This window comes from Priestia filamentosa (assembly GCF_900177535.1).
In the GTDB taxonomy this organism is placed as follows: domain Bacteria; phylum Bacillota; class Bacilli; order Bacillales; family Bacillaceae_H; genus Bacillus_I; species Bacillus_I filamentosa.
In genome coordinates, this window is record NZ_FXAJ01000001.1 from 449,193 (window position 1) to 462,793 (window position 13,601).

Below are 13,601 nucleotides of genomic sequence, written 5' to 3' on the forward strand. Positions count from 1 at the left end.
TCAATTATGATAAAAAAATTGCTTATTGCGAACCGCGGAGAAATTGCTGTAAGGATTATCCGCGCATGTAAAGAATTAAATATCGAGTCTGTTGCGATTTATTCAGAAGCAGATAAAGAGTCACTGCACGTTCGTCTTGCTGATGAAGCATATTGTGTAGGTCCTACCGCTTCAAAAGACAGCTACTTAAATTTCACAAACATCATGGGTGTTGCAATGCTTACAGGATGTGATGCGATTCACCCTGGTTACGGATTTTTATCTGAGAACGCTGACTTTGCTGAGCTTTGTCGTGAGTGTAACGTAACGTTTGTTGGACCAACATCAGAGTCCATTTCAAAAATGGGTACAAAAGATGTGGCAAGAGAAACAATGCGTGAAGCAGGTGTACCGATTGTACCTGGATCTCAAGGAATTATTGAAAGTGTGGAAGATGCAGTTACAATTGCAGAGGAAATTGGGTATCCTGTAATTATTAAAGCAACAGCAGGCGGAGGCGGAAAAGGAATCCGTGTTGCGCGTGACGAATCTTCTTTAAGAAAAGGTGTAGAGATTACACAGCAAGAAGCCGCAACAGCATTTGGAAACCCAGGGGTTTATTTAGAAAAGTATATCGAAGACTTCCGCCACGTTGAAATCCAAGTGTTGGCAGATGAATTTGGTAATACCATTCACCTTGGTGAACGTGATTGCAGTATTCAGCGCCGTCTTCAAAAATTAGTTGAAGAAACGCCTTCTCCAGCCCTTGATGGAGAAATGCGTGCGAAAATGGGAGAAGCTGCTGTTAAAGCAGCACAGGCTGTTCAATATAGAGGGGCTGGAACAGTGGAATTTATCTATGACTACCGTGAAAGAAAGTTCTATTTCATGGAAATGAACACGCGTATCCAAGTTGAACATCCTGTGACAGAAATGGTAACAGGTATTGACTTAATTAAAGAGCAAATCAAGGTGGCAAACCATGAAAAGCTCTCGTATACGCAAGAGGACGTTACTTTTTCTGGATGGGCAATTGAGTGCCGTATCAATGCTGAAAATCCAGCGAAAAACTTCATGCCATCTCCAGGGGAAATCAATATGTATCTTCCTCCAGGCGGCTTTGGCGTTCGTGTTGATTCTGCGGTATACTCAGGGTATAAAATTCCGCCTTTCTACGATTCAATGATTGCTAAATTAATTGTTCACGCTCCAACGCGCGAAGAAGCTGTTGCAAGAATGAGAAGAGCTCTAAGCGAGTTTGTTATTGAAGGCGTAGATACAACAATTCCGTTTCATTTAAATTTATTTCAACATGAGAAATTCATTGAAGGGGAATTTAATACGAAGTTTCTAGAAGAACATGAGGTAATGAAAAGTAAGTAATTCTCAAGGAGGAATAGCCTATGAACGAAAATCATGTGTTAGATATGGGAGAAAATGAAAATGCGTTAGGGAAAGTAGAAATCGCTCCTGAAGTGATTGAAGTTATCGCAGGTATTGCCGCATCTGAAGTAGCAGGCGTTGGCCAAATGCGCGGAAACTTTGCGTCTGGCGTTGTTGAGAAGCTTGGGAAAAAGAATCACGGCAAAGGCGTCAAAGTAGAGCTTAGTGAAGAAGGCATTAAAATTGATGTGTTCTGCTCTATGAACTATGGCGTTTCTATTCCAACGGTTGCAAGTCAAGTTCAAGATAACATTCGAGAAGCGTTGAAAAATATGACAGCACTCGAATTAGCAGAAGTTAACGTTCATATCGTGGGCGTCATCTTTGAATCTCCTCAAAAGGAAGAAGAGATTGATTCTATCTAATGAAGGGGCTGCTCTTATAATAAGAGCAGCTTTTTTGCGAGTTTCTTTCTTGTTGTTTCCAATTCTTATTTCTGTGAAGATTCGGAAAATAACAATACGTGGATACGTTATGTACTCGCAGTAGGAAACTATGCTATTATCAGGATATGATAATTGGATAAGTTAAAAAAGGAGTATACCTATTTATGAAAAGACGTACAGCAAGGGAAAAAGCGCTTCAAGCTCTTTTTCAATGTGAGATTGGCCAAAGTAGCCCAGAAGAAGCTATTGACAATGTAGTAGAAGAGGAAGCGGTTGATGCGTTTTTACGTCAGCTTGTTCTTGGCGTGTCAGAAAACAAAGAAGAGATTGACAGCTTGATTAGCGCAAACCTTGAAAAATGGACGCTAGATCGTCTAGCGAACGTTGACCGTATTATTTTAAGACTTGCGGTTTATGAAATGAAATATGAAGAAGACATTCCCCAAAATGTAAGCATTAATGAAGCCATCGAACTTGCAAAGACGTTTGGCGATGATCAATCAGGTCGTTTTATCAATGGCGTATTATCTAAAATCTCAGCATCAAATAGTTAAAGATCTTTTATAAAAGATTTAAAATAAAGTTATAAAACAACATACAGAGATGACAGAGAAGGAGAGAATGATCAATGAGTGCACAATTAATTAATGGTAAAGAACTAGCAAGTGAGAAGCGAGAAAGTATGAAAAAAGAAGTTGAAATGCTCAAGGAGCAAGGGGTTAAACCAGGCTTAGCTGTTATATTAGTTGGACAAGACCCTGCTTCAGAAACATATGTACGCAGTAAACATCGCGCTTGTGAAAATACAGGTATTCATTCAGTTTCAATCAAACTTCCAGACACAGTATCAGAAGAAGAACTACTTGGTCATATTGACAAGTTAAATGAAGATGATGCAATTGATGGAATTTTAGTTCAGCTTCCACTTCCAAAACATATTAATGAAGATGCTGTCATCGAGCGCATTTCTCCTAAAAAGGACGTTGATGGTTTTCATCCAATCAGCGTTGGTAAAATGATGATTGGTCAAGAAACATTCTTGCCATGTACTCCACATGGCGTATTAGAAATGGTTAGAAAAACAGGTATTGAAGTATCTGGAAAACACGTTGTTGTGATTGGGCGCAGCAATATTGTTGGTAAACCTGTTGGACAATTATTCTTAAATGAAAATGCAACGGTAACATACTGTCACTCTAGAACACAAAACATGCAAAAGCATACAAAGGATGCAGATATCCTAATTGTCGCGGTTGGAATTCCAAAATTTGTTAAAGCTCAAGATGTAAAAGAAGGAGCGGTTGTGATCGATGTTGGAATTAACCGCGTAGACGGAAAGCTTTGTGGAGACGTAGATTTTGAAGAAGTAAAAGAAGTTGCTGGTGCTATTACACCTGTTCCAGGTGGAGTAGGTCCAATGACAATTACAATGCTTTTAGAAAATACAATCCAGTCAGCAAAAGCTCGCGTTCGTTCTTAATAACAAGGGGGGAATGTCATGAGCGAATTAAAGCCTTTAACAATTACGGCTTTAACGAAATATATTAAACGAAAATTTGACGTTGATCCCCATTTGCAAGATGTGTGGCTGAAAGGGGAAATCTCAAATTTTAAACAGCATAGCAGAGGGCATATGTATTTTACCTTAAAAGACGAGCATGCCCGCATGTCTGCTGTGATGTTTTCGAGTCAAAATAAAAATTTGCCTTTTACCCCTGAAAACGGTATGAAAGTTCTTGCAAGGGGAGAAGTTTCAGTTTACGAAGGAAGCGGCAATTATCAGCTTTATATTCGCGACATGCAGCCTGACGGAGTAGGAAGTCTTCATCTTGCTTATGAGCAGCTGAAGAATAAATTAGAGGGAGAAGGGCTTTTTGATCCTAGGATTAAAAAGCCTCTCCCTCTTTATCCTAACCTCGTTGGAGTGGTGACCTCTCCAACAGGAGCAGCTGTAAGGGATATTATGACAACGATTAAACGGAGATATCCTGTTGCTCAAATTATTTTAATTCCAGCTCTTGTACAAGGTGATCGTGCTCCTGCTTCAATTGTAAGTGGAATTAAAAAGGCGAAAGATATAAACGCCGATGTACTAATTATCGGACGTGGTGGTGGTTCTATTGAAGAACTTTGGGGATTTAACGATGAAAAAGTTGCCCGAGCTATATATGAGTCAACACTTCCTATTATTTCAGCTGTAGGTCATGAAACAGATTTCACGATCGCTGATTTTGTAGCTGACATGCGTGCTCCCACCCCTACTGCAGCAGCTGAACTAGCTGTGCCTAATTTAACGGAGGTACTTGAACGAATTAGCCAGCGGAAAATTCGCTTAACAAGAGCAATTTCGTCTCATATTACCGCAAAAAAGACGCGCTTAGAACGTACAGAGAAGTCGTATGCTTTTCGATATCCAACAAAGCTGCTAGAACAAAAGGAGCAGCAATTGGATCTTTTGCTTGATCGTTTACATAAGGAAAGTAAGCGTATTGCTATGAGAAAGGAAGAAAAGTTCTCTTACATAAAGCGTCGTCTTCTTACACATCATCCATACGCAAGATTAAAAGAAGCTGATAGAGAACGAGAACGTTTAACACGCTTGTTACAAAAAGATATAACAACAGTATTGAATGCTAAAAAGATGCTGTTGTCTTCTCAGATGGCAAAGCTAAATGCGCTCAGTCCGTTAAAGATTATGGAGCGTGGATATAGTCTTGTATACAATGAAGAAGAAAAACTTGTGAAAAGTACAAAAGGTGTAGCAAAAGGTGAAACGGTAACGCTACGCTTGAAAGATGGGTCCATTGATTGTCTTGTAGAAGACATAAGGAGTGGTGAGAATGAGTGAAGAAAAAGAATATACATTTGAAGAAGCGATGGAAGAACTTGAAAAAATCGTTGATAAACTTGAAGAAGGTGACGTTCCTTTAGAAGAAGCTATTGACCGATTTCAAGAAGGAATGAAACTTTCAAAATTTTGTCATGATCGACTTCAAAAAATTGAAACACAAATGGAGCAAATCTTGCAAGAAGATGGAAATCTTGCTCCTTTCTCTGTTGGAGAGGAAGGTGAAAAATGATCGTGCTTGAGAGCTATTTAAAAGAATATAAAAAGTTAGTCGAAGAGCTTCTCCCAACGCAAATTGAAGCGCTGCAGATGCCAAGTTTACTGAAAGAATCGATGTTATACTCTTTAACAGCAGGTGGAAAGCGTATTCGTCCGATTCTTCTTTTAGCAACGCTTGAAGCATTCGGGAAGGATAAATCCCTTGGTTATGAAGCAGCATGTGCTGTTGAAATGATTCACACATACTCATTAATTCATGATGATTTGCCAAGCATGGATGATGATGATTTAAGAAGAGGAAAGCCAACAAACCATAAAGTGTTCGGAGAAGCAGCCGCTATTTTAGCTGGCGATGCTTTGCTAACTTATAGCTTTCAAATTGTAACAAAAGCTAACCTTTCTCCAGAAACTAAGTTGCTTGTGATTGAAGAATTAGCACATGCAGCAGGTGCTGAAGGCATGGTTGGGGGACAGATGGCTGATATTGAAGGCGAAGAGAAAAAGCTTTCGTTAAAAGAGTTAGAATACATCCATGAACATAAGACAGGAAAACTCCTTTCTTTTGGGATTATTGCAGGAGCAATTATTGCAGGAGCATCAGAAAATCAGCTTAGTCATTTGAAAAATTTCAGCTATCATCTTGGTTTAGCTTTTCAAATTCAAGATGACATCTTAGATATTGAAGGAAATGAACAGCTTCTTGGTAAACCTGTCGGAAGTGATACAGGTAAGGATAAAGCAACATATCCAGCTCTTTTAGGTATGGAAAATGCAAAAGAGAAATTACAGTATCATATGGGTCAAGCCATTATGGAGCTTGAAAAAGCTGAAATTCAAGATAGCATGTTAAAAGAGCTTTCTTATTACATCGCATGGCGTCAGCAATAAAAGAATATCAAAAGCTAAAGATTGAGCTTGAGATGTTTTTATGCTACAATAATGTCACAATTATGCTATGGAGTGTTTAGTTTTTTTTGAAAATTAGAAAGTGATTCTTTCTTGCCGTTATCACGTTTGTGTTAGCGGCTCTTTTTTCAAGGAAGGCTACTAAAGTAGTGTGGCTAACTAAGTACGAAAGTGAGTGATCCGATTTGGATCTTACGTCAATAAAAAATCCGGCATTTTTAAAGAAAATGTCTACTAGTGAATTAGAGTCACTTGGAGAAGATATTCGACGCTTTTTGATCGAGAATCTGTCCGTTACAGGGGGCCACATCGGTCCGAATCTTGGGGTTGTTGAATTAACAATTGCGCTTCATAAAATTTTTGATAGCCCAAAAGACAAGTTTTTATGGGATGTTGGACATCAATCATATGTCCATAAAATTTTAACTGGACGTGCCTGTAAGTTCGATACATTACGTAAATACAAAGGACTATGTGGATTTCCGAAACGTAATGAAAGCGAACATGATGTTTGGGAAACAGGTCACAGTTCAACGTCTTTATCAGCGGCAATGGGAATGGCTATTGCAAGAGATCTGAAGAAAACAGATGACTATATCATTCCGATTATTGGTGATGGAGCTTTAACAGGTGGAATGGCTTTGGAAGCTTTAAACCACATTGGACATGAGCAAAAAGACATGATCGTTATTTTAAATGATAATGAAATGTCTATTGCCCCAAACGTTGGGGCACTGCATAATGTGCTAGGTCGTTTGCGCACAGCTGGCAAATATCATTGGGTTAAAGATGAACTTGAGTTTTTACTTAAAAAAGTTCCATCTGTTGGAGGACGTTTAGCTTCAACAGCTGAACGTGTAAAAGATGGTCTAAAGTATATGTTTGTATCGGGCATGTTCTTTGAAGAACTTGGTTTCACATATCTTGGTCCTGTTGATGGGCACAACTATGAGGAACTGTTCGATAATCTTCGCTATGCTAAAAAAACAAAAGGTCCTATCCTTGTGCATGTTTTAACGAAAAAAGGAAAAGGATACTTGCCTGCTGAAAGCGATAAAATTGGAACATGGCATGGTACAGGCCCTTACAAGATTGAATCAGGTGACTTCATTAAACCAAAAGACACGCCTCCAGCGTGGAGTAAAGTTATCAGCGATACTGTTCAAAAAGTAGCACGTGAAGATGACAGAGTTGTTGCGATAACACCAGCTATGCCTGTAGGCTCAAAGCTTGAAGCTTTCCAAAAAGAATTTCCTGAGCGCATGTATGATGTAGGAATTGCTGAACAACATGCCACAACTGTAGCAGCAGGACTTGCTACACAAGACATGAAACCGTTTTTAGCTATCTATTCAACATTTTTACAGCGTGCGTATGACCAAGTTGTGCATGACGTATGTCGTCAAAACTTGAACGTTTTCTTTGGTATTGATCGAGCAGGTCTTGTGGGAGCTGATGGAGAAACACATCAAGGCGTATTTGACATTGCCTTTATGCGCCATATTCCAAACATGGTTATGATGATGCCGAAAGATGAAAATGAAGGCCAGCATTTAGTGTACACAGCTCTTCAATATAACGATGGTCCAATTGCAATACGTTACCCGCGTGGAAATGGGCTTGGTGTTCCAATGGATAAAGAACTAAAAACAATTCCAATTGGAACATGGGAAGTGTTAAAAGAAGGGCATGATGCCACAATCTTAACATTCGGCCCTTCAATTGAGATGGCAATAGAAGCGCGTGAAAAGATGGCGAAGAACGGAATATCTGTTAAGATTGTAAACGCTCGTTTTATTAAGCCGCTTGATCATAATATGCTTCATGAGCTGTTTAAAGAAAATAAGCCAATCATGACTATTGAAGAAGCTGTTTTAGAAGGTGGATTTGGAAGTGCTGTATTAGAGTTTGCTTCAGATCATGGGTATGATAGTTCACTTGTTGATCGCATGGGAATTCCAGACTACTTTGTAGAGCATGGAAGCGTTGATCGCCTTCTAGAAGAAATTGAGTTTACAACAGAACATGTTGTAACTCGTTTACAAAAGCGTGTGAACGTAAAAAAGACTAAAGGACTTGAAGCAAGGTGACGAAAAAAGAACGTGTAGATGTGTTATTGGTGGAGCGTGGCTTAGTGGAAACACGTGAAAAAGCCAAACGAACTGTCATGGCAGGTCTCGTATATACAAATGAACAAAGATTAGATAAACCTGGAGAAAAAATTTCAGTTGATACACCTCTTACTGTAAAAGGAAAAGTAATGCCTTATGTAAGCAGAGGAGGATTTAAACTCGAAAAGGCGCTTAAGGAATTTAATCTTACTGTAAAAGATAAAATTATGTTAGATATCGGAGCATCAACAGGTGGCTTTACAGATTGCGCTCTTCAAAATGGAGCACAGCTTTCTTATGCACTTGATGTGGGATATAACCAACTTGCATGGAAAATGCGTCAAGATGAACGTGTAGTTGTGATGGAAAGAACAAATTTCCGCTATGTAACACCAGATCAGCTACAGTTTGGAATGCCGCAATTTGCTTCTATTGACGTTTCTTTTATTTCTTTAAAATTAATTTTTCCGGTTCTTAAAACATTACTTGTCCCCAATAGTGATGTTGTGGCTCTTGTGAAACCACAGTTTGAAGCAGGACGTGAGCAAGTTGGGAAAAAAGGAATTGTCAGAGATCGAGCTGTACATGAAGATGTACTCCAAGAAATTTGTACATTTGTTCTTCATGAAGGATATGATATTGCTTCTTTGACGTATTCTCCAATTACAGGGGGAGATGGAAATATTGAATTTCTTCTTCATCTAAAGTGGAGTGGAGAAAAAGAAGTTGGCGAAACTTTTTCTGAAACAACAATAGAACAAGCCGTAACACAAGCGCATGCGGCTTTAAAAAAAGGGTAATAAATTAAGCGGTGCTTTTTATAGCGCCGCTTAAAGTTTGTCATGGCTTGCTTTATAAGTTGTCTAAGCTGCGATAATTAGCTAACATAGTATTACATACATTGTTTTGTGAAAAAGGGAGAGCTTATAAAAAAACAAGAAAACTTTTTCTTATACATAGCTATAATTTAAATTCAAAGATTATGTGAGGTGTAAATGATGAATAAAGGACAGCGACATATTAAAATTAGAGAAGTTATTGCAAATAACGATATTGAAACACAGGATGATTTAGTCGATATTTTAAAAAGCTTAGGTTTTAATGTTACACAAGCAACGGTTTCCCGTGATATTAAAGAACTTCATCTTGTAAAAGTGCCAATGCTTGATGGGCGCTACAAATATAGCTTACCAGCTGACCAGCGTTTTAATCCTCTTCAAAAATTAAAGCGTGCTCTTACAGATGCATTTATAAAAATTGATGCAGCTGAGAATTTGCTTGTTATGAAAATGTTGCCAGGTAATGCAAACGTAGTTGGAGCTCTTATTGATCACTTAGATTGGGAGGAAATTTTAGGAACAATTTGTGGAGACGATACGTGCTTAATTATTTGTAGAACGTCTGAGGAAGCCAAAACGATTTCAAATCGCTTTTTAGAAATGCTGTAGGGATGTGAGTAGGAGTGTTAGCCGAACTATCGATTAAAAACTTTGCAATTATCGAAAGCCTATCTCTTTCATTTGAAAAAGGATTAACTGTTTTAACAGGGGAGACAGGGGCTGGAAAGTCTATTATTATTGATGCGATTCATTTACTTGTTGGAGGACGAGGCTCTGCTGAATTTGTTCGACACGGTACGGATCGAGCAGAAATAGAAGGGCTGTTTTTAATTGAAAAAAGCCATCCCTGCTTTGAAAAAGCAGAGTCGCTTGGAATTGAAGTGGAGGATGAGATGGTTGTGCTAAGGCGCTCGATTACAGCGAGCGGAAAAAGCATTTGTCGCATTAATGGAAAGCTTGTGACACTTGCAATTTTACGTGAAGTCGGTGGAACGCTTGTTGATATTCACGGGCAGCATGAACATCAAGACCTTATGAATGGTGATCGACACTTAACATTGCTTGATCAATATGGTGGTTCGACTATTGAAAAAGCGCTAGGGGTATACGGTTCGCTTTATGATGAATACATAAGTCTGAAAAAACAAATGGAAAAGCTAACGGAAAATGAGCAGCAAAGGGCCCACAGGCTAGATTTAATTCAATTTCAGCTCAATGAAATCAAAACAGCTGAACTTGTACCAAAAGAAGATGAGAATCTTTTTGAAGAGAAAATTAAAATTTCGAACTATGAAAAGATTTATAGCTCGCTCAGAGATGCTTATTATGCTTTGCACGGGGAACAAAGAGGGCTTGATTTAGTATCTGTTGCAATGAACAACACAGGTGAGATTGCTGACTTAGAAAATGACTATAAAGAAATTTCAGAAACAGTGTCAAACTGTTTTTATCAACTTGAAGACGTCTCATACAGCATTCGCCAACAGCTTGATGCTTTAGAATTTGATCCAAATCGGCTTGATATTATTGAAGCTAGATTAAATGAGATCAATCACTTAAAGAGAAAGTATGGACAATCGGTGGAAGAGATTTTAGAGTATGCTGATGCTATTGAAGAAGAAATTGATACGATTCAAAATAGAGATACACATATTTCTAAAATTGAAAAACAGCTTGAGTCAGTGGTAAGTGAACTTTTTAAAGAAGCGCAAAATGTTTCTCATACTCGAAAAAAGCTGGCTGAAGAGCTAACAGAAAAGATTCATCATGAGCTTCAAGCTCTTTATATGGCTAAAACCGTATTTAAAATTCAGTTTGCTAAACGTGGAGAAGAAGCGCCCCTTAGTGAAAAAAATGTAAAATTTACGAAAAGCGGAATTGATCATGTGGAGTTTTACATCTCAACAAACCCTGGTGAACCGTTGAAGCCTTTATCAAAAGTAGCGTCAGGAGGAGAGCTTTCTAGAATTATGCTCGCGCTTAAAAGTATTTTCTCACATCATCAAGGTGTAACATCTATTATATTTGATGAAGTAGACACAGGAGTAAGTGGGCGAGTTGCTCAAGCTATTGGAGAGAAGATTTACCAAATCTCAACAGGTTCACAAGTTTTCTGTATTTCCCATCTGCCACAGGTTGCAGCAATGGCTGATACGCACTTATTTATTGCTAAAAAATCTGTGAACGATAGAACTCAAACAAGCGTTACAACGCTTAGTTCTAATGAAAAAATTATTGAAATTGGTCGTATGATTGCAGGAGTTGAAGTGACAGATTTAACAAAAGAACATGCAAAAGAGCTGCTTGAGCTTGCGCATCAGCTGAAAAAGTAGGGAGACAAATTCTCCCTACTTTTTCTCGTTTTTCGTAGTTATAATTGTGCGCAAAGAAGGTAACATTAAAGACATAAGCAAAAGCTTCATTTTACAATCTCAGGTGCTTATTTATTCAACGAAGAAGTGTGTGTGGCAGGAAGCGAGGAGAGTGAAATGTTCAATGGATAGATATAGAAAATGGATAGGAACAATTCTCCTTGTTTCGCTCATCGTAATAGGTTTTATACCAAGTGTGCAGCAATATGTAAAAATCCCAACAAACATCACCCTTTTTGAAAATCAAACGTTGCCCATTCAGTCCGCTCAGCAAGTGTCATCAAATCAGCCAAATGTTTCAGTAGAACCTGAAAAGGAAAGTTCAACATGGCAAGTTAGTGGTAATAATGCTGGAGAAAGCAAACTCGTTGTCCAAGCAGGCGCTTTTCCAGCAAAAGAAGTTGATGTGAAAGTTCTTCCAGATTTTAAAGTATATCCAGGAGGACAATCGATTGGAGTAAAACTTAACTCTAAAGGTGTTCTTGTTGTTGGATATCATCAGGTTGATACAAAAGAAGGAAAAAAATCTCCAGGTGAAATTGCAGGAATCCAAGTTGGAGATATGATTACTGAAATCAACGGGAAAAACATTGAGAAAATGAGTGATGTAACTCCGTTTATCAAACAAGCAGGAAAAAGTGGGGATCCACTTAACATCACAGTTACTCGTGATGATCAAAGTATTAAAACAAAACTTTATCCATTGAAGGATAAAGGAGATTATGCTTATCGAATTGGACTATATATTCGTGATTCAGCAGCTGGTATTGGTACGATGACTTTTTTTGAGCCAAATTCGAAAAAATATGGAGCTCTTGGACATGTGATTTCGGATATGGATACGAAAAAGCCGATTGTTGTGAAAGATGGACAAATTATGAAGTCAACGGTTACATCGATTGAAAAAGGAAGTGACGGAGCTCCTGGAGAGAAGCTTGCTCGTTTTTCTTCGGAACGTTCTGTAATTGGTGACATTACGCGCAACAGCCCGTTTGGTATTTACGGGAAGTTAACGGAACAAGTAGAAAACAACATTGTGAACAAACCCCTTCCTATTGCGCTTTCACATCAAGTGAAAAAGGGGCCAGCCAAAATCTTAACCGTAATTGAAGAGAATAAAGTAGAAGAGTTTAGTGTCGAAATTGTAAGTACAGTTGATCAGAAGTTTCCAGCAACAAAAGGAATGGTAATTAAAGTAACAGATCCAAAACTTCTCGAGAAAACGGGAGGAATTGTGCAAGGCATGAGTGGAAGCCCTATTATTCAAGACGGTCGCTTAGTTGGTGCTGTAACTCACGTTTTTGTTAACGATTCAACATCAGGATACGGGGTCCATATTGAATGGATGCTAAACGAAGCAGGAATAGACATTTATGAACATCCACGACAAAAGGCGAGCTAATTATAGTTCGTCTTTTTTGTCATTTCTTCTTTTCTAAACAGAAACTTTTTGACCTTTGTCATATTGTTTAAAGTGCTGACATTTCTTATCAATATAACAGTATTTTTGTTAAAATGGTGGAAGGAATCACCTTTTATCCAAAAAATAAAAGGAAATGGTCTTGCATTGTCGAATTGTTCATTTAGAATAAGTTTAGAGACCTATCGACACAGTAGCTTATTATATGGGATCGAGGAGGAGTTATATTGAAAAAGATTAAGGTTTGCTTAGTTGATGATAACCGTGAACTCGTGAGCTTATTAGAAGATTACCTCTCAACACAAGAAGATATTGAAGTTGTAGGGGCTGCTTATAATGGCCAAGAGTGCCTTTCGTTAGTCAAAGAGCAAAAACCTGATGTGTTGCTATTAGATATTATTATGCCCCATTTAGATGGGATAGCGGTATTAACAAAATTGAGAGAGATGGATCTTGAAAAAGCACCTAATGTCATCATGTTAACTGCGTTCGGACAAGAAGATGTAACAAAGAAAGCCGTTGACTTAGGTGCTGCATACTTCATCCTTAAACCGTTCGATATGGAAAATCTCGTCAACAATATCCGCCAAGTGAGCGGAAAAGCGCCAACTTTTACAACTCGCCCACAAAATTCAGCAATTAAAGTGCAACGAGAAAATAAGAGCAATAACTTAGATGCAAATATTACGAGCATTATCCATGAAATTGGCGTACCTGCTCATATTAAAGGATATATGTATCTGCGAGAAGCTATTGCAATGGTATATAGAGATATTGAGCTGCTTGGTTCTATTACAAAAGTTTTATATCCCGACATTGCTAAAAAATATAACACAACAGCAAGTCGCGTTGAGCGCGCTATTCGTCATGCAATTGAAGTTGCATGGAGTAGAGGAAATATTGAATCGATCTCTTCGCTTTTCGGCTATACAGTAAGCATGAGTAAAGCAAAACCAACAAATAGCGAATTTATTGCAATGGTAGCAGATAAATTACGCCTTGAGCATAAAGCAAGTTGAAAGGGTTAGACCTTTTTGGCGCAAAAAAGACCAATGATTAGTCATTGGTCTTTTTTTGT

General features: G+C 38.3%; 13 protein-coding genes. All 13 read left to right on the plus strand.

Annotated elements, in window-relative coordinates; genetic code table 11:
* Positions 1-6: 6 nt before the first annotated feature.
* The 13 genes from accC (at position 7) to spo0A (ending at position 13,542) form a co-directional block, all read left to right on the plus strand.
* Positions 7-1,362, plus strand: coding sequence for an acetyl-CoA carboxylase biotin carboxylase subunit (gene accC, locus B9N79_RS02420; protein ID WP_019391539.1), 1,356 nt, complete (start codon positions 7-9; stop codon positions 1,360-1,362).
* Positions 1,363-1,382: 20 nt separating this feature from the next.
* Positions 1,383-1,787, plus strand: coding sequence for an Asp23/Gls24 family envelope stress response protein (locus B9N79_RS02425; RefSeq protein WP_019391540.1), 405 nt, complete (start codon positions 1,383-1,385; stop codon positions 1,785-1,787).
* A 185-nt stretch (positions 1,788-1,972) separates the two neighbouring features.
* Positions 1,973-2,362 carry a transcription antitermination factor NusB gene (gene nusB, locus B9N79_RS02430; RefSeq protein ID WP_019391541.1) on the plus strand — a complete coding sequence of 130 codons (390 nt, stop codon included), beginning with the start codon at positions 1,973-1,975 and terminating at the stop codon, positions 2,360-2,362.
* Positions 2,363-2,436: 74 nt separating this feature from the next.
* A complete protein-coding gene (gene folD, locus B9N79_RS02435) occupies positions 2,437-3,288 on the plus strand; it encodes a bifunctional methylenetetrahydrofolate dehydrogenase/methenyltetrahydrofolate cyclohydrolase FolD (RefSeq protein WP_085117699.1) in 852 nt (283 codons plus the stop codon).
* 18 nt (positions 3,289-3,306) lie between these two features.
* Positions 3,307-4,656, plus strand: a complete 1,350-nt coding sequence (gene xseA / locus B9N79_RS02440; protein ID WP_019391543.1) for an exodeoxyribonuclease VII large subunit — start codon at positions 3,307-3,309, stop codon at positions 4,654-4,656.
* On the plus strand, positions 4,649-4,888 hold the full coding sequence (locus tag B9N79_RS02445; protein WP_040056770.1) for an exodeoxyribonuclease VII small subunit: 240 nt from the start codon (positions 4,649-4,651) through the stop codon (positions 4,886-4,888). The genes xseA and B9N79_RS02445 overlap by 8 nt, the downstream gene beginning before the upstream one ends.
* On the plus strand, positions 4,885-5,763 hold the full coding sequence (locus B9N79_RS02450; protein ID WP_094041186.1) for a polyprenyl synthetase family protein: 879 nt from the start codon (positions 4,885-4,887) through the stop codon (positions 5,761-5,763). The genes B9N79_RS02445 and B9N79_RS02450 overlap by 4 nt, the downstream gene beginning before the upstream one ends.
* 203 nt (positions 5,764-5,966) lie before the next feature.
* Entirely contained in the window at positions 5,967-7,871 is a 1,905-nt protein-coding gene (gene dxs, locus B9N79_RS02455) for a 1-deoxy-D-xylulose-5-phosphate synthase (RefSeq protein WP_019391546.1), read from the plus strand.
* The gene (locus B9N79_RS02460) at positions 7,868-8,692 is read left to right on the plus strand and encodes a TlyA family RNA methyltransferase (protein WP_019391547.1); all 825 of its coding nucleotides are present in this window, start codon (positions 7,868-7,870) and stop codon (positions 8,690-8,692) included. Before dxs ends, B9N79_RS02460 begins: the two co-directional genes overlap by 4 nt.
* Positions 8,693-8,890: 198 nt before the next feature.
* Positions 8,891-9,340, plus strand: a complete 450-nt coding sequence (ahrC, locus tag B9N79_RS02465; RefSeq protein WP_019391548.1) for a transcriptional regulator AhrC/ArgR — start codon at positions 8,891-8,893, stop codon at positions 9,338-9,340.
* A 14-nt stretch (positions 9,341-9,354) separates the two neighbouring features.
* Positions 9,355-11,064 carry a DNA repair protein RecN gene (gene recN, locus B9N79_RS02470; protein ID WP_046217847.1) on the plus strand — a complete coding sequence of 570 codons (1,710 nt, stop codon included), beginning with the start codon at positions 9,355-9,357 and terminating at the stop codon, positions 11,062-11,064.
* Positions 11,065-11,227: 163 nt separating this feature from the next.
* Complete coding sequence (gene spoIVB, locus B9N79_RS02475) at positions 11,228-12,505, plus strand: SpoIVB peptidase (protein ID WP_019391550.1); 1,278 nt, start codon at positions 11,228-11,230, stop codon at positions 12,503-12,505.
* A 245-nt stretch (positions 12,506-12,750) separates the two neighbouring features.
* Complete coding sequence (spo0A, locus tag B9N79_RS02480) at positions 12,751-13,542, plus strand: sporulation transcription factor Spo0A (protein WP_040056769.1); 792 nt, start codon at positions 12,751-12,753, stop codon at positions 13,540-13,542.
* The last annotated feature ends 59 nt before the right edge of the window (positions 13,543-13,601 follow it).